The sequence below is a fragment of the Curtobacterium sp. MCJR17_020 genome (assembly GCF_003234365.2).
Taxonomy (GTDB): domain Bacteria; phylum Actinomycetota; class Actinomycetes; order Actinomycetales; family Microbacteriaceae; genus Curtobacterium.
This window is the reverse complement of sequence record NZ_CP126260.1, coordinates 2,280,396-2,296,654: the sequence shown is the minus strand read 5'-3', so window position 1 is coordinate 2,296,654 and position 16,259 is coordinate 2,280,396. Positions and strand designations below refer to the sequence as shown.

General features: G+C 72.3%; 10 protein-coding genes and 1 tRNA gene. 8 read left to right on the top strand and 3 right to left on the bottom strand.

What is annotated here, in order from left to right; genetic code table 11:
• Positions 1-5 precede the first annotated feature (5 nt).
• The 3 genes from DEJ14_RS10800 to DEJ14_RS10790 form a co-directional block, all read right to left on the bottom strand.
• The gene (locus DEJ14_RS10800) at positions 6-3,890 is read right to left on the bottom strand and encodes a Pls/PosA family non-ribosomal peptide synthetase (RefSeq protein ID WP_111083854.1); all 3,885 of its coding nucleotides are present in this window, start codon (positions 3,888-3,890) and stop codon (positions 6-8) included.
• Positions 3,891-4,187: 297 nt separating this feature from the next.
• Positions 4,188-4,259 (bottom strand) — tRNA-Arg (locus DEJ14_RS10795).
• A 168-nt stretch (positions 4,260-4,427) separates the two neighbouring features.
• Positions 4,428-5,003 (bottom strand): hypothetical protein, encoded by a 576-nt coding sequence (locus DEJ14_RS10790; protein ID WP_111083855.1) that lies wholly within the window; start codon positions 5,001-5,003, stop codon positions 4,428-4,430.
• Between the two features lie 59 nt (positions 5,004-5,062).
• Here DEJ14_RS10790 and argS point away from each other — a divergent pair, with 59 nt between their 5' ends.
• From argS to prfA, 8 genes are all read left to right on the top strand, one after another.
• The gene (argS, locus tag DEJ14_RS10785; protein WP_111083856.1) at positions 5,063-6,733 is read left to right on the top strand and encodes an arginine--tRNA ligase; all 1,671 of its coding nucleotides are present in this window, start codon (positions 5,063-5,065) and stop codon (positions 6,731-6,733) included.
• A gap of 193 nt (positions 6,734-6,926) precedes the next feature.
• On the top strand, positions 6,927-7,682 hold the full coding sequence (locus DEJ14_RS10780; RefSeq protein WP_111083857.1) for an LmeA family phospholipid-binding protein: 756 nt from the start codon (positions 6,927-6,929) through the stop codon (positions 7,680-7,682).
• Between the two features lie 58 nt (positions 7,683-7,740).
• A complete protein-coding gene (gene lysA / locus DEJ14_RS10775) occupies positions 7,741-9,168 on the top strand; it encodes a diaminopimelate decarboxylase (protein WP_111083858.1) in 1,428 nt (475 codons plus the stop codon).
• 43 nt (positions 9,169-9,211) lie between these two features.
• Positions 9,212-10,519 (top strand): homoserine dehydrogenase, encoded by a 1,308-nt coding sequence (locus tag DEJ14_RS10770; RefSeq protein ID WP_111083859.1) that lies wholly within the window; start codon positions 9,212-9,214, stop codon positions 10,517-10,519.
• Between the two features lie 70 nt (positions 10,520-10,589).
• A complete protein-coding gene (gene thrC, locus DEJ14_RS10765; RefSeq protein ID WP_111083860.1) occupies positions 10,590-11,669 on the top strand; it encodes a threonine synthase in 1,080 nt (359 codons plus the stop codon).
• A 77-nt stretch (positions 11,670-11,746) separates the two neighbouring features.
• Positions 11,747-12,685: a homoserine kinase gene (gene thrB, locus DEJ14_RS10760; protein WP_111084152.1), complete on the top strand. Its 939-nt coding sequence runs from the start codon at positions 11,747-11,749 to the stop codon at positions 12,683-12,685.
• A 193-nt stretch (positions 12,686-12,878) separates the two neighbouring features.
• Positions 12,879-15,158: a transcription termination factor Rho gene (gene rho / locus DEJ14_RS10755; protein WP_111083861.1), complete on the top strand. Its 2,280-nt coding sequence runs from the start codon at positions 12,879-12,881 to the stop codon at positions 15,156-15,158.
• Positions 15,159-15,161: 3 nt separating this feature from the next.
• Positions 15,162-16,244 (top strand): peptide chain release factor 1, encoded by a 1,083-nt coding sequence (gene prfA, locus DEJ14_RS10750; protein ID WP_111083862.1) that lies wholly within the window; start codon positions 15,162-15,164, stop codon positions 16,242-16,244.
• The last annotated feature ends 15 nt before the right edge of the window (positions 16,245-16,259 follow it).

Genomic DNA, 16,259 nt, shown 5'->3' with positions numbered 1-16,259 from the left:
GCCGGTCAGTCCGCCACGGTGGCCGGTTCGGCTGTCCACGGAGCGATGGGGTTGCCGGACCAGCGGGACCCGGTGGGCACCTGCTCACCGCGCATCACGAGCGAGGCGGGCCCGACCGTGGCGCCCGTGCCGATGCCGGCGGCGGGCAGGACGACGCTGTGCGGCCCGAGGGTCGCACCGGCGTCGAGCCGCACGGTGTCGAGCTGCATCACCCGGTCGTGGAACAGGTGGGTCTGCACGACGGTCCCGCGCGCCACCGATGCGCCGGCCCCGATCGTGACGAGGTCGGCCTCGGGCAGCCAGTACGTCTCGAGCCAGGTGCCGCGGCCGATCGTCGCGCCGAGGCTCCGCAGCCACGCCGCCAGGGCCGGGGTGCCGGTGGCCTGCTCGGCGAACCAGGGCCGGGCGACCGTCTCGACGAAGGTGTCCTGCACCTCGTTGCGCCACACGAACGACGACCACAGCGGGTGCTCCCGAGCGGTGATCCGGCCGACGAACGCCCACTTCGCGATCGTCGACACCACCGCGGCGACGGACCCGGCGACGATGAGCACCGGTCCGGCCAGCAGCACCGTCCAGCCGACGCCGACCGCCGACCACAGGGCGAGCAGGGAGCCCGCCACCCCGAGGGCGATCGCAGCGGACACCATCGGGGCCACGAGCCGCAGCAGCTCCCAGCAACCGCGGGCGACCTTGAGCCGGACGGGCGGGCGGAAGGTGCGCTCCTCGTCGAACTGCGTCGCCGCACGGCGCAGCCGCACCGGGGGCGAGCCGAGCCACGACGACCCGCGCTTGGCCTTCTTCGGCACGGCGGACAGCACCGCCACCAGCGCCTCGCGCGGGACCGAGCGTCCGGCGCCCGTCATCCCGCTGTTGCCGAGGAACGCCCGCCGCCCGACCTTCGACCGGCCGATCCGCACCCGGCCACCACCGAGCTCGTACGTGGCGACCATGGTGTCGTCGGCCAGGAAGGCACCGGACGCGATCTGCGTCAGCGTGGGGATGAGCAGAACCGTGGAGATCTCCGTGTTCCGGCCGACCTTCGCCCCGAGCAGCCGCAACCACACGGGCGTCACGAGCGAGGCGTACAGCGGGAACAGCAGCGTGCGCGCCGCGTCCAGCACCCGCTCCGTCGACCACGCCTGCCACCCGATCCGCGACCGCACGGGGTGCCGGCCCTCGTGCAGCCCGATGCCGAGCATCCGCACCGACACCACCACGAGCAGCGCGTACACGGCCCCGGCGACGACGGTCGCGAGCGGCACGGTCGCGAGCGCGCGCAGCACCGCGTCGCCGAGCGTCGACGCACGCCCGACCAGGGCGACGGCGACCAGCAGCCCGACCGCGACACCGATCACCGGCAACCCGGCCACGGCCACGGAGCCGGCCCCGTACGCCAACAGCCAGCGACGGCGTGACGGGGGACGGGCCTCCCGGCCGTGCCTGGCCGACCCGACGCGTTCGGCGGGCGAACCCGCCCAGCGCTCACCGGCGGGCACCCGGCCGGCGACCGCCGAACCGGCCTCGACCTCGGCACCCGCACCCACGTGCGCACCGGGCAGCAGCGTGGTGCGGCTGTGCACGACGGCGTCGTCGTCCACACGGACCCGGCCGAGCCGGAACACGTCACCGTCCACCCAGTGCCCCGCGAGGTCCACCTCGGGCTCGATCGAGGCACGCTTGCCGATCGTGAGCATCCCGGTGACCGGCGGGAGCGTGTGCAGGTCGACGTCCGTACCGATCCGCGCCCCGAGCGCCCGGGCGTAGTAGCTGATCCACGGGGCCCCGGCGGTCGAGGGACCGTCGACCGCCTCGGCGATCCGCTCCGCCAGCCAGACGCGCAGGTGCACCGAGCCACCCCGGGGGTGGTCGCCCGGCCGGACCCCGACGAGCAGCAGCCGGGCCAGCACGACCGTGAGCGCCATCTTGCCGATCGGCGTCACGAACACCAGCAGCGCGACGATGAGGGCCGGCCAGGGGAGCACCGGCAGGAACGGCAGCGTCGTCGCGTGCAGGACCGCCGCGACCAGCGCCGTCCACGTCAGCACCCGCAACCCGCGCAGCACCTGCACCGGCAGCCCGAGCAGCGTCATCGCGAGCCCCGTCGTCGGCGGCACCGGCGTCACGTCCCGCGAAGCAGCCGCCACCGGACCGGACTCGTCCAACGCGGCCGCCAGCGCGCCGATGCGCGGGTGGTCGTAGACGTCGGCGACGGTCGTCGTCGGGAACCGCTCGCGGATCGCCGACACCAGCTGCGCCGCCGTCAGCGACCCGCCACCGTGCGCGAAGAAGTCGTCGTCGACGCTCGACACCGGCACCCCGAGGATCGCCGCCCAGCGCTCCGCGATCCACGCCACCGTGTCCGGCAGCATCGCGGCGTCCGTCGCCCCGGGCAACGGCCACGGCAGCGCCGCACGGTCGACCTTGCCCGACGTCCGCGTCGGCAACGAGTCCACCACCGCGACGAGCGGGACGAGCGCAGCGGGCAGCTCCTGCCGCAACCGGGCGTTCGCAGCCGCGACGTCCACCGTGGCACCCGCCACCGGCGCCACGTACCCCACCAGCACCTGGTTGCCCGCCGGGGTCCGCTGCACCACTGCCGCACCACCGGCCACGTCGTCGAGGGCCTGCAGGGCCGCGTCGATCTCCCCGAGCTCGATGCGCCGGCCACCGAGCTTCACCTGGTCGTCCGCACGCCCCTGGAACACGAGCCCCTCGGGGTCGTACCGCACCAGGTCACCACTCCGGTACGCCCGCTCCCACCCGAGCTCCGGGAACGGCGCGTACTTCTCCGCGTCCTTCGCCGGGTCCAGGTACCGCCCCAACCCGACACCACCGATCACGAGCTCACCGACCCCGCCCGGCTCCACCCGCTGCCCGGCACCGTCCACGACCGCCAGGTCCCACCCGTCCAGCGGCAGCCCGATCCGGATCGGCTGCCCGCCGTCGAGCAGCGACCCGCACGCCACCACCGTCGCCTCGGTCGGACCGTACGTGTTCCACACCTCACGATCGCGACTCGCGATCCGCGCCGCCAGCTCCGGCGGGCAGGCCTCACCACCGAAGATGACCAGCCGCACCTGCTCCAACGCGTCGTCCGGCCACAGCGCCGCGAGCGTCGGCACCGTCGACACCACCGTGATCGTGTGCGCGATCAGCCACGGCCCGAGGTCCACCCCCGTCCGCACCAACGACCGCGGCGCCGGCACCAACGCGGCACCGTGCCCCCACGCCAGCCACATCTCCTCGCACGACGCATCGAACGCGACACTCAGCCCCGCCAGCACCCGGTCGCCCGGACCGAGCGGCGCCGCCTGCAGGAACATCCGCGCCTCGGCGTCCACGAACGCCGCAGCACTGCGGTGGGTGACCGCCACGCCCTTCGGCACCCCGGTCGACCCCGAGGTGAAGATGATCCACGCGTCGTCGTCCAGGTGGGGGAGTGCGGCGCTCGCCGTGGGGTCCGTCACGGGCAGCTCGCCGCCGTCGCGGTCGCGCAGGACGCCGCCGGCCCCGATGATGCCGACGACGCCGGCCTCGCCGAACACGAGGGTCGCGCGTTCCTCGGGGTCGTCGGCGTCGACGGGCACGTAGGCGGCTCCGGCGGCGAGGACCGCGAGGATCGACAGGTACAGGTCCCGTCCGCCGGAGGGGACCCGCACCCCGACCCGGTCACCTCGGCGGACTCCGCGACGGGCGAGGTCGTCGGCCTGCGCGCGCACGAGGTCGAGCAGGGCGGCGTAGTCGACGGTGCCGGCGGGGTCCTCGAGCGCGGTGGCGGTGGGGTGGGTGGCCGCCGTCGCCGCGAGGACGTCGAACAGGGTCCGTGGTGCAGGCGCGTGCCCGCCCCGTGCGAGTTCGAGCTGCGCGTTCCCGGTGCCGGTGGTCATCGGTTCCCTCTTCCCGGTCGCGTGCAGGACGACCGGCCCGTGATCCTAGGGGACCGGGGTGTCGCGCTCGGAAACACGGGGTAGCGCGGTGCGCGCGGGCTCTTCGTGCGCAGAAACTGTCGAGTCGCTTCCCCCGACCCGACCGTTCCTGCTCATCATCCGCGCGAACGCCGACATCGGCCACGAGATGCGCAACCCATCCCGGAGGAGCCTCAACGGGAGAAGGTCGCCGCAGGCGGCATCGCGCGCAGCTGACTGAGCGCAGCGAAGACAACTGCTTGCGCGGGGATGTCACAGTGCCCCCAGGAGGATTCGAACCTCCGCCCCTGCCTCCGGAGGGCAGTGCTCTATCCCCTGAGCTATGGGGGCCAAGGGGTGCAACAACCGTAGCAGGTCCGGCGCACGCTCCTGGACAGCGCGTGTCGCGCACGAGACGCGACTGCAGGGCGGACGGGAGGCGCGGTGCGGGCCCGCCACGGGCCTCCCGTCCGCACCGTGCGCGCGTCGCGGGCCCGGCACCGTGCCGGCGCGGTCGCGTCAGCCCGCGGGTGTCGCCGACGCCGACGCCGACGGCTGCAGCGCTGCGCGCACCGCGTCGACGACCGGCTGTGCGGCGCCGGGCTCGGTGAACAGCGTCGACTGCGTGGTGATCCAGTACGGGTCGGCGAAGGCGTCTGCGCGGCCGATGCCGTCGTTCAACGCGAAGTAGCCCTCGACGCGGTAGGTGGGGACCGAGCCGCCCCGGTCGTACAGCGCGTCCTTCAGGTTCGTGAGCGACTTCTCAGGCAGGTCCGCGACGGCCAGGGTGATCGTCTCGGTGTCGTCGTCGGTGGCGACGAACTGGCAGACGCGGCCCCGCTGCTTCGCGATGGTGGCGGCGGGGGAGCCCTTCGCCGGCGTGGAGGAGTCGTCGAGCGCGAAGGTCGTCCCGTACACGGACAGGGCCTCGGTCGGCAGGAGCTCGGCGCAGGTCTGCGACACCGTCTTGCCCACCGGGGTCGCGCTGGGCGTCGGGTCGCTGTCCCCGCTGCCCGAGCAGGCCGACAGGGCGAGTGCTGCTGCGGCGGTGACGACGGCGACGGAGCACGCCCGGGCACGGCTTCGGGTGGTCATCCCGACATGATGGCCCATCGTCCGGCGTGCACCTGGGTGTCCCGGTAGACTCGTCCGCCGTGACTCCTGCCGAACTCTCCGCCGCGTACCTGTCGATCCTGACCGGGATCGTCGAGCGACGAGGCGCGTCCGAGACCGTGACGATCGGGGACTCCCACGTGGTGCTCGAGCGTCCGAAGAACCGTGCGCACGGCGACTGGGCCTCGAACGCCGCCATGCAGCTCGCGAAGCGCATCGGCACGAACCCGCGCGAGCTCGCGACGGAGGTCGCCGGCGAGCTGACCGAGCTCGACGGCGTGGCCTCGGTCGACGTCGCCGGCCCGGGGTTCATCAACATCACGCTCGAGGCCGCAGCGGCCGGTGAGATCGCCCGCACCATCGTCGAGGGCGGCGATGCCTTCGGGCACGGCGACCTGTACGACGGCGTCCGGATCAACCTGGAGTTCGTGTCGGCGAACCCGACCGGCCCGATCCACATGGGTGGCGTGCGCTGGGCGGCGGTCGGCGACAGCCTGGCCCGCGTGTTCCAGGCGCAGGGCGGCCTCGTCACCCGCGAGTACTACTTCAACGACCACGGCGCGCAGATCGACCGCTTCGCCCGGTCGCTCGTCGCGTCGGCGCTCGGTGAGCCCACGCCGGAGGACGGCTACGGCGGTGCGTACATCGCCGAGATCGCGGCGCGCGTCATCGCGACGCTCGACCCCTCGGTCGACGTGAAGGACCTGCCGCGCGACGAGGCGCAGGAACTCTTCCGGCGCGAGGGCGTCGACTTCATGTTCGCGGACATCAAGTCGTCGCTGCACGACTTCGGCGTGGACTTCGACGTCTACTTCCACGAGAACGCCCTGCACGAGTCGAAGGCCGTCGAGCGCGCCATCGCCCGGCTGCGTTCGGCGGGCGTGATGTACGAGGCCGAGGGCGCCGAGTGGCTCCGCACGACCGACTTCGGCGACGACCGCGACCGCGTGGTCATCAAGTCCGACGGCGAGCCCGCGTACATCGCCGGCGACCTGGCGTACTACCTCGACAAGCGCGAGCGCGGCTTCGAGCGCAACCTGATCATGCTCGGCGCGGACCACCACGGCTACGTCGGTCGGATGATGGCGATGTGCGCCGCGTTCGGCGACGAGCCGGGCACGAACCTCGAGATCCTGATCGGGCAGATGGTCAACCTGCTCAAGGACGGCGAGCCGATGCGCATGTCCAAGCGCGCCGGCACGATCGTCACGATGGAGGACCTCGTCGACGCCGTGGGCGTCGACGCCGGCCGCTACTCGCTCGTCCGGTTCGCCAGCGACACCGCGATCGACATCGACCTCGACCTGCTCACGAAGCGGACGAACGACAACCCGGTCTTCTACGTGCAGTACGCCCACGCGCGCACCCAGTCGGTGGCCCGCAACGCCGAGGCCGCGGGGGTCGACCGGACCGCGTTCGACGCCTCGCTGTTGACGCACGACTCCGAGGGCGCGCTGCTCGGTGCCCTCGCCGAGTACCCGCGCGTGGTGCGCCACGCCGCGGAGCTCCGCGAGCCGCACCGCATCGCCCGGTACATCGAGCAGCTGGCGGGCCTGTACCACCGCTGGTACGACGCCTGCCGCGTGACCCCGCTCGGCGACGAGCCCGTCACCGACCTGCACCGCACGCGCCTGTGGCTGAACGACGCCACCGGTCAGGTCGTCCGCAACGGCCTCGGCCTGCTCGGCGTGAGTGCTCCGTCCCGCATGTAGCGGAGCGGCGTCACGAGCAGACGGCCGAGCCGTTGTCGTGACGCGCCCCCTGACGGTCATCGCGCCCCGGTGTGCGGGGGCGCGATGACCGTGGCGGGGCGCGATCGAGCGGGCCCGCCCCCGCGCACCGCGCCCCGTCCCGCGCACCGCGCCTCCAGGCAGGCTGACGGGACCACCTGGCAGGGTGGGAGGCATGTCCGCCGCCACCGAACGCCCCCGCAAGCGCCGCCGCTGGCCCGTCGTCCTGATCGTGGTCGTCGTCGTGCTCGCCGCCCTCGTCGTGATCGCCGAGTTCGTCCTGCGCGGGGTCGTCGACCGCATCATCGCCCAGCAGGTCGAGCAGTCGCTGCCCGACGGCACCACGGGCCAAGTCGAGGCGCACGCCGACGGCATCGTCATCCCGCAGCTCATCGGGGGCACCCTCGACCAGGTCGAGATCACCTCCGAGAAGCTCACCGTGGACGGCATCCCGCTCGCCGCCGACGTCACCGCGAAGGACGTCCCGGTGGACGGCAAGGGCGACGTGCACGACGTCGACGGCACGGTCACCCTGGCGTCGTCGAGCGTGAAGGACCTGTCGAAGTACAGCCCGTTGTTCGACCGGCTGACCCTGGTGGACGGCGGTGTCGAGCTGTCCGGTTCCACGGCGGTGCTCGGCTACGACATCACGTACGCGGCGAAGGGCGACGTGGTCGCGCAGGACGACGGCCGCGGCATCACGATCACCCCGAAGAGCGTGCGCATCACCAACTCCGACCTCGGTCTCAAGGTCGACTCGATCCCCGGCGTCACGAACGTGCCGGTGCAGGTCTGCACGGCGCAGTTCCTGCCCGAGGCGCTCCGCGTGCGCTCGCTCGACGTCTCGAAGGCCGACGCGACGGTCCGCGTCACCGCGGACGCGCTGCCGCTCAACGAGCAGGGCCTGCAGACGGTCGGCAGCTGCGGCTGATCCCGTGGCTGCGTCACACGGACGGGAGGCCCGCCCCGCGTCGGTAGGATCGGGTCCCGTGAGCGAGAACCCCCTTGCACCGCCGCGGCTGCGGTTCCCGACCGACGCCTCCGAGCTGGTGGACCGGATCTGGCCCGCGTCCGCGACGCGGACCGAGGACGGCGACCTGGCGGTCGGCGGTGTCACCGCGACGGACCTCGTCCGGCAGTACGGCACCCCGCTGTACGTCGTCGACGAGCGTGACGTGCAGTCCCGTGCGGTCCGGGTGCGCAACGCGTTCACCGAGGCGTTCGAGGGCATCGGCACCCGGGCGCACGTCTACTACGCCGGCAAGGCGTTCCTGACGACGCAGGTCGTGGCGTGGATGGCCGAGGCCGAGCTGCGCGTGGACGTCTGCACCGGCGGGGAGCTCGCGGTCGCCCTGGCCGCCGGGATCGACCCGGCGATGCTCGGCTTCCACGGCAACGACAAGTCCGACGCCGAGATCGCCCGCGCGGTCGAGGTCGGCGTGGGCACGATCGTGCTCGACAGCCACGAGGAGGTCCAGCGCGTCGCCCGTGCCGCTGCCGACGCCGGGGTCGTGCAGCGCGTGCGGATCCGCATCAACAGCGGCGTCCACGCGTCCACCCACGAGTACCTGGCGACCGCGCGCGAGGACCAGAAGTTCGGCATCCCGCTCACCGAGGCCGTCGCTGCGGCCGAGGCGGTGCGCGCCGAGTCCTCACTCGTGTTCGTCGGGCTGCACTCGCACATCGGATCGCAGATCTTCGACGAGTCCGGGTTCCGCGAGGCCGCTCGACGCCTGATGGACGTGCACGCCACCCTCGTCGAGACCGGTCCGGTGCCCGAACTGAACCTCGGCGGCGGCTGGGGCATCGACTACACCGAGGCCGACTCCGCGTTCGCGCCCGAGGACGTCGCCGACGCCCTCGCCGCGATCATCGCCGAGGCCTGCGCCGAGCGGGACATCCCGGTGCCCGAGGTCGCGGTCGAGCCCGGTCGCTACATCGTCGGGCCGGCGGGCATCACGCTCTACCGCGTCGGGACGATCAAGCCCGTCACCCTCGAGACCGGCGACGCGGACACCGGCCACGCCACCCGCACCTACGTGTCCGTCGACGGCGGCATGAGCGACAACGCCCGCCCAGCCCTGTACGGCGCGGACTACACCGCCCGGCTCGCCCGGACGTCGGAGTCGCCGGCCGTGCTCACCCGCGTCGTCGGGAAACACTGCGAGAGCGGGGACATCGTGGTGAACGACGAGTACCTGCCGGGTGACGTCCAGCGCGGTGACCTGCTCGCCGTCGCGGCCACCGGCGCGTACTGCTGGGCGCTGTCGAGCAACTACAACCACGTGGGCCGACCGCCGGTCGTCGCCGTGGCGGACGGCGCAGCCCGTATCCTCGTGCGGGGCGAGTCGATCGACGACCTCCTCGCCCGCGACACCGGGGTCGTGCCCGTACCCCACGCCGGCACCGGCAACTGACCCGACGAACAGGGCTCACCCCCACCGACAGGAACCACACCAGATGATCGAATACCGCAACGTCCGCGTCGCGCTGCTCGGGGCCGGCTCGGTCGGGTCCCAGGTCGCGCGGCTCCTGCTCGAGCACGCCGACGAACTCGCCTCGCGCGCCGGTGCCGGCCTCGAACTCGTCGGGATCGCCGTGCGCGACGTCGACGCCCCGCGCGACGTCGACCTGCCCCGTGAGCTCTACACGACCGATGCCGGATCGCTCATCCTCGGTGCCGACATCGTCGTCGAGCTGATCGGCGGCATCGAGCCCGCGCGCACGCTCGTGCTGCAGGCGCTGCAGTCCGGCGCAGACGTCGTCACGGGCAACAAGGCGCTCCTGGCGACCCACGGTCCGGAGCTCTTCGCGGTGGCCGAGCAGGTCGGCGCGCAGCTGTACTACGAGGCCGCCGTCGCCGGTGCGATCCCGATCATCCGACCGCTGCACGACTCGCTCGCCGGTGACCGCATCGAGCGGATCATGGGCATCGTCAACGGCACCACGAACTTCATCCTCGACCTGATGGACCGGCAGGGGAGCACGTTCGAGGACGCCCTGGCCACCGCGACCGACCTCGGGTACGCCGAGGCCGACCCGACCGCCGACATCGAGGGCTACGACGCCGCGCAGAAGGCCGCGATCCTGGCCTCGCTGGCGTTCCACACCTCGGTGCCGCTGGCTGCGGTGCACCGCGAGGGCATCACGTCGGTCACGATCGAGCAGGTCCGTGCCGCGCGCAAGGCCGGCTACGTCGTGAAGATCCTGGCGACCGCCGAGCGACTGACCGACGAGGACGGCCGCGAGGGCGTCAGCGCCCGGGTGTACCCGGCCCTCGTGCCGGAGTCGCACCCCCTGGCGAGCGTGCACGGTGCGAAGAACGCGGTGTTCGTCGAGGCCGAAGCGGCCGGCGACCTCATGTTCTACGGTGCCGGTGCCGGTGGCGTCGAGACGGCCTCCGCCGTGCTCGGTGACCTCGTGTCCGCCGCACGTCGGCACGTCATCGGCGGCCCGGGCGTCGCGGAGTCGACCCAGTCTGACCTGCCCGTCTTCCCGATCGGCACCGTCCGCACGCGCTACCAGATCACCTTGCACGTCACGGACGCCCCCGGCGTGCTGTCGACGGTCGCCGGCGTGCTCGCGAAGCACGGTGTGAGCGTCGAGACCGTCGAGCAGACCACCGCGGGCGCCTCCGAGGGGACGGCCGCGCTCGTCATCGGCACGCACCTGGCGCGCGAAGCCGACCTGGCGGACACCGTCCGCACGCTCCGCGGCGAGGACGTGGTCCTGGACGTGACCAGCGTCCTGCGCTTCGTCGGCGCCTGACGCACCACGGGCCTCCAGGCCGACCCCGAACCGAAACCAGACCGACCCACCGGACAGAGAGAGAAGCCTGATGGCCCACCAGTGGCAGGGAGTCCTGCGCGAGTACGCCGACCGACTCGACGTGACCGAGGCGACGCCGATCGTCACGCTCGGTGAGGGCGGCACGCCCCTCATCCCGGCTCGTCGGCTCTCCGAGCGCACCGGCGCCGAGGTCTACGTCAAGTTCGAGGGCATGAACCCGACCGGGTCCTTCAAGGACCGCGGCATGACGATGGCGATCTCGAAGGCCGTCGAGCACGGTGCGAAGGCCGTCATCTGCGCCTCGACCGGCAACACGAGCGCCTCGGCCGCCGCGTACGCCACGCACGCCGGCATCACCGCCGCGGTGCTCGTGCCCGAGGGCAAGATCGCCATGGGCAAGCTCAGCCAGGCCGTCGCGCACGACGCGCAGCTGCTGCAGGTCCAGGGAAACTTCGACGACTGCCTCGACATCGCCCGGGACCTGGCGGCGAACTACCCGGTGCACCTCGTCAACTCGGTCAACAACGACCGCATCGAGGGCCAGAAGACCGCCGCGTTCGAGGTCGTCGACGTGCTCGGCGACGCCCCGGACTTCCACTTCCTGCCGGTCGGCAACGCGGGCAACTACACCGCGTACTCGCGCGGCTACCGCGAGGACGTGGCCGCCGGTCGCACGACGAAGCTCCCGCGCATGTTCGGCTTCCAGGCGGCCGGCTCCGCGCCGATCGTCCGCGGCGAGGTCGTCAAGAACCCGGACACCATCGCGTCGGCGATCCGCATCGGCAACCCGGCCTCGTGGCAGTTCGCCCTCGAAGCCCGCGACGAGACCGACGGCTACTTCGGCGCCATCTCGGACGAGGCCATCCTCGCCGCGCACCACATCCTGTCGGCCGAGGTCGGCGTCTTCGTCGAGCCCGCGTCGGCGATCGGTGTCGCCGGGCTGCTCGAGCGCGCCGACGCCGGCATCGTGCCGAAGGGCGCGAAGGTCGTCATCACCGTCACCGGCCACGGGCTGAAGGACCCGCAGTGGGCCCTGCGCACCGAGGACGGCAGCGAGGTCACCCCGACGAGCGTGCCGGTCGACACCAAGTCGATCGCGGACGTGCTCGGACTGGTCGCGGCGCAGTGAGCCTCGACCGCTCGTCCGGACCGGGGGAGGGCGTCATCGCCCACAGTGCTGTACCGGCCGGACGGGCGGTCCACGCTGTGCCCGCCGGACGGGCCGTGCGCGTCCGCGTGCCGGCGACGTCCGCGAACCTCGGCCCGGGGTTCGACTCGCTCGGCCTCGCGCTCTCGCTGTACGACGAGGTCGTCGTCCGGGTCCGCCCGGAACCCGGTGCCACCGTCACGGTGCAGGGCGTCGGTGCGGGCGAGGTCGCCACCGACGACACGAACCTGGTCGTGCGCGCCGTCCGCCGCGGCCTCGAGCACGCCGGCGTCGACCAGCCCGGCCTCGAACTGCACGCCACGAACGCGATCCCGCACGGCCGTGGGCTCGGTTCCTCGGCGGCCGCGATCGTCGCCGGCCTGATGGCGGCCCGCGGGCTGCTCGAGGGCGTCGTCGACCTGGACGCCTCGACGCTGCTCAGCCTGGCCACCGAGATGGAGGGGCACCCGGACAACGTCGCCCCCGCACTGTTCGGTGGGCTCACCATCGCGTGGATGACGGCCGAAGGACCCGCCTACAAGCGGCTCCTGGTGCACCGCGGTGTCGCACCGGTCGTGTTCGTGCCGACGTCCACGCTGTCGACGAAGCTGGCCCGCTCCCTGCAGCCCGAGAACGTCCCGCACGCCGACGCCGCGTTCAACGTCTCCCGCTCCGCACTGCTCGTCGCCGCGCTCATCCAGAGCCCCGAGCTCCTGCTCGCCGCGACCGAGGACCGTCTGCACCAGGCCTACCGGGCCAGCGCGATGCCGGAGACCGACGCGCTGATCGGACTGCTCCGTCAGCACGGGCTCGCGGCCGTCGTGTCCGGGGCGGGACCGAGCCTGCTCGTGCTCGGCAGCGACCCGGCGCAACGGCTCACCGCCGCGGATCTCGTCGCCCGGCACGGGGAATCCGACTGGCGGGCGCTCATGCTGGCCGTCGATCTCGGTGGTGCTACAGTGGTGGCGCACTCGGCGCTCGAAGCCGAACCCGCGTAGTCGCCCGGACTGCTCGTGCCATGGGGTCCATCCCGTGGCCAGCTCCGACGCAACGCAGGGTCCGGTGCGCGGGGGCACTCTCTTTCTGATCACCGAATCCCGGTCCGTCGTCTGAACGGCGGTCGATGCATACCCGTGCATCCGGGACGGTGGAAACTCTCCGCGTTCTGCGGTTCGAAAGGAAACACCGACCTTGACCGACAACAACTCCGCCCAGGTGGAGATCCCCAGCGACCTGCGCGCCCTCCGACTGCCGGAACTCCAGCGCATCGCCTCCTCGCTCGGCATCACCGGGCTCTCCAAGCTCCGCAAGGGCGACCTCATCGCCTCCATCGAGGACAAGCGCCCCGTCACGGACGACGTCCCCGCCGCGGCAGCGCCCGCCACGACCCCCGCCGCGGCGCCGGTGACCGAGCAGCCGACGCTGCCGGAGCCCGCAGCCGAGGCACCGACCGCTCCGGTCGCCGACCCCGAGGCCCCCGCCGTCGAGTCCGAGCCGGCCGCGCCGTCGCGTGCCCGCCGTTCGCGCCGCGCATCCTCCGGCGGCACCGTGAACGCCGGTCCGACCTCGGCCGCCGAGCACACCAACGCCGGCCACACCGGCACCGAGGACCTGCTCGCGGGCCTCGACCAGGTGCGTGCCGAGAAGGACGCCCAGGAAGCCGCGCAGACGCAGACCGGTGGGCAGCGTCGCGGCCGCGGCCAGCGCGGTGCCGACCAGCAGGCCCAGCAGCCGAACGAGTCGGCCGAGCAGCAGACGCCGACCTCGGCCCCTGCCCAGACCGACCAGCCGGCCCGCGCGGAGCAGCCGGCGCGCACCGAGCAGCAGAGCACCGACGGCGAGTCGCAGGACCAGTCCGGTGCCGCCGACTCCGGCGAGCAGCACGACCAGAACGACCAGAACGGTGAGGGCGGTTCGCGTCGCGGCCGTCGCAGCCGTGGCCGCGGTCGTGGCCGTGGGCAGAACGCCGAGAACGGCGAGCAGAACGGTGATCAGCAGGACGGCCAGCAGCACCAGCAGGGCGGCCAGCAGAAGCAGAACGGCGGCGACCAGCAGAAGCAGGCCGACGCCAAGCAGGGCGACCCGAAGCAGGGCGACGCCAAGCAGCGCGACGCGAAGCAGGACGACCGCGCCGAGCAGAAGCAGCAGGCGGCGAACCAGCAGAAGCAGAACGGTCAGCAGAAGCAGGGCCAGCAGGCCCAGCAGAACGCCGACGACACCGAGGGCGGCCGCAGCCGTCGCCAGCGTGACCGCAAGCGCGGCCGTGGCGGCCAGAACGACGACTTCGAGCCCGAGGTCACCGAGGACGACGTCCTGATCCCGATCGCGGGCATCCTCGACGTCCTCGACAACTACGCGTTCGTCCGCACCACCGGCTACCTGCCCGGACCGAACGACGTCTACGTCTCCCTCGGCCAGGTGAAGAAGTACCACCTGCGCAAGGGCGACGCCGTCGTCGGCTCGATCAAGCAGCCCCGTGACAACGAGCAGCAGAGCCGTCAGAAGTACAACGCGCTCGTGACCGTCGACTCGGTCAACGGGCAGACCGCCGAAGAAGCAGCGGCCCGCGTCGAGTTCTCGGACCTCACCCCGCTGTACCCGAACGAGCGCCTGCGTCTCGAGACGGAGCCGGGCAAGCTGAGCACCCGCATCATCGACCTCGTGTCGCCGATCGGCAAGGGCCAGCGCGGCCTCATCGTCTCGCCGCCCAAGGCCGGCAAGACCGTCGTGCTGCAGGCCATCGCCAACGCCGTCGCGAAGAACAACCCCGAGGCGCACCTCATGGTCGTCCTCGTCGACGAGCGGCCCGAAGAGGTCACCGACATGCAGCGCACGGTGAAGGGCGAGGTCATCGCCTCGACCTTCGACCGTCCGGCCGAGGACCACACCACGGTCGCCGAGCTCGCCATCGAGCGTGCGAAGCGCCTGGTGGAGCTGGGCCACGACGTCGTGCTCCTGCTCGACTCGATCACCCGTCTCGGCCGTGCCTACAACCTGTCGACCCCGGCGTCGGGCCGCGTGCTCTCCGGTGGCGTCGACTCGGCGGCGCTCTACCCGCCGAAGCGCTTCTTCGGTGCCGCGCGCAACATCGAGGACGGCGGCTCGCTGACCATCCTCGCCACCGCGCTCGTCGAGACCGGTTCCAAGATGGACGAGGTCATCTTCGAGGAGTTCAAGGGCACCGGCAACATGGAGCTCCGCCTGAACCGTCACCTGGCGGACAAGCGGATCTTCCCGGCCGTCGACGTCAACGCCTCCGGTACCCGTCGCGAGGAGCAGCTGCTCTCCGCCGACGAGGTCAAGATCACCTGGCGTCTGCGCCGAGCCCTCGCCGGGCTCGACCCGCAGCAGGCCCTCGAGATCGTGCTGCGGAACCTCAAGGAGACGCAGTCGAACGTCGAGTTCCTGGTGCAGGTGCAGAAGTCGGTCCCGACGACCGGCGGCGCTCACCACAACGGTCACCAGGAGTAACGCGTGTTCGAGTCGGTGGCAGGGCTGCTGGCGGAACACGAGGACCTGACGCAGCAGCTGTCGGACCCCGCGCTCCACGCCGATGCGGCCCGGGCGAAGAAGGTGAACCGGCGCTACGCCGAGCTCAACCAGATCAAGTCCGCGTACGAGTCCTGGCAGGCGGCGGGGGACGACCTCGCCGCCGCCCAGGAGCTCGCGCGTGAGGACTCGGCGTTCGCGGACGAGGTCCCCGGGCTCGAGGAGCAGTTGGCGGAGCGCCAGGAGCGTCTCCGCCGGCTGCTCATCCCGCGCGACCCCGACGACGGGCGCGACGTGATCATGGAGATCAAGGGCGGCGAGGGCGGCGAGGAATCGGCGCTGTTCGCGGCCGACCTCCTGCGCATGTACTCGCACTACGCCGAGACCAAGGGCTGGAAGGTCGAACTCCTCGAGCGCACCGAGTCCGACCTGGGTGGCTACAAGGACGTCCAGGTCGCGATCAAGTCGAACACGACCGACCCGTCGCAGGGCGTCTGGGCGCACCTGAAGTACGAGGGCGGCGTGCACCGCGTGCAGCGCGTGCCGCAGACCGAGTCGCAGGGGCGCATCCACACCTCGACGACCGGTGTGCTGGTGTTCCCCGAGGTCGACGAGCCCGAAGAGGTCGCGATCAACCAGAACGACCTGAAGATCGACGTGTACCGGTCCTCCGGCCCCGGCGGGCAGTCCGTCAACACGACGGACTCCGCCGTCCGCATCACCCACCTGCCCACGGGCATCACGGTGGCGATGCAGAACGAGAAGTCGCAGCTGCAGAACCGTGAGGCCGGCATGCGCGTGCTCCGCGCACGCATCCTCGCGCGGCAGCAGGAGGAGCTCGACGCGATCGCCTCGGACGCGCGCAAGTCGCAGATCCGCGGGATGGACCGTTCGGAGCGCATCCGGACGTACAACTTCCCGGAGAACCGGATCGCGGACCACCGCACCGGCTACAAGGCGTACGACCTCGACCGCGTCATGAACGGTGCGCTCGAGCCCGTCGTCCAGTCCGCCATCCAGGCGGACGAAGAGGCACGTCTGGCCGCCATCGGCGACCAGGACGCGTAACCGCTCACCCCGCCT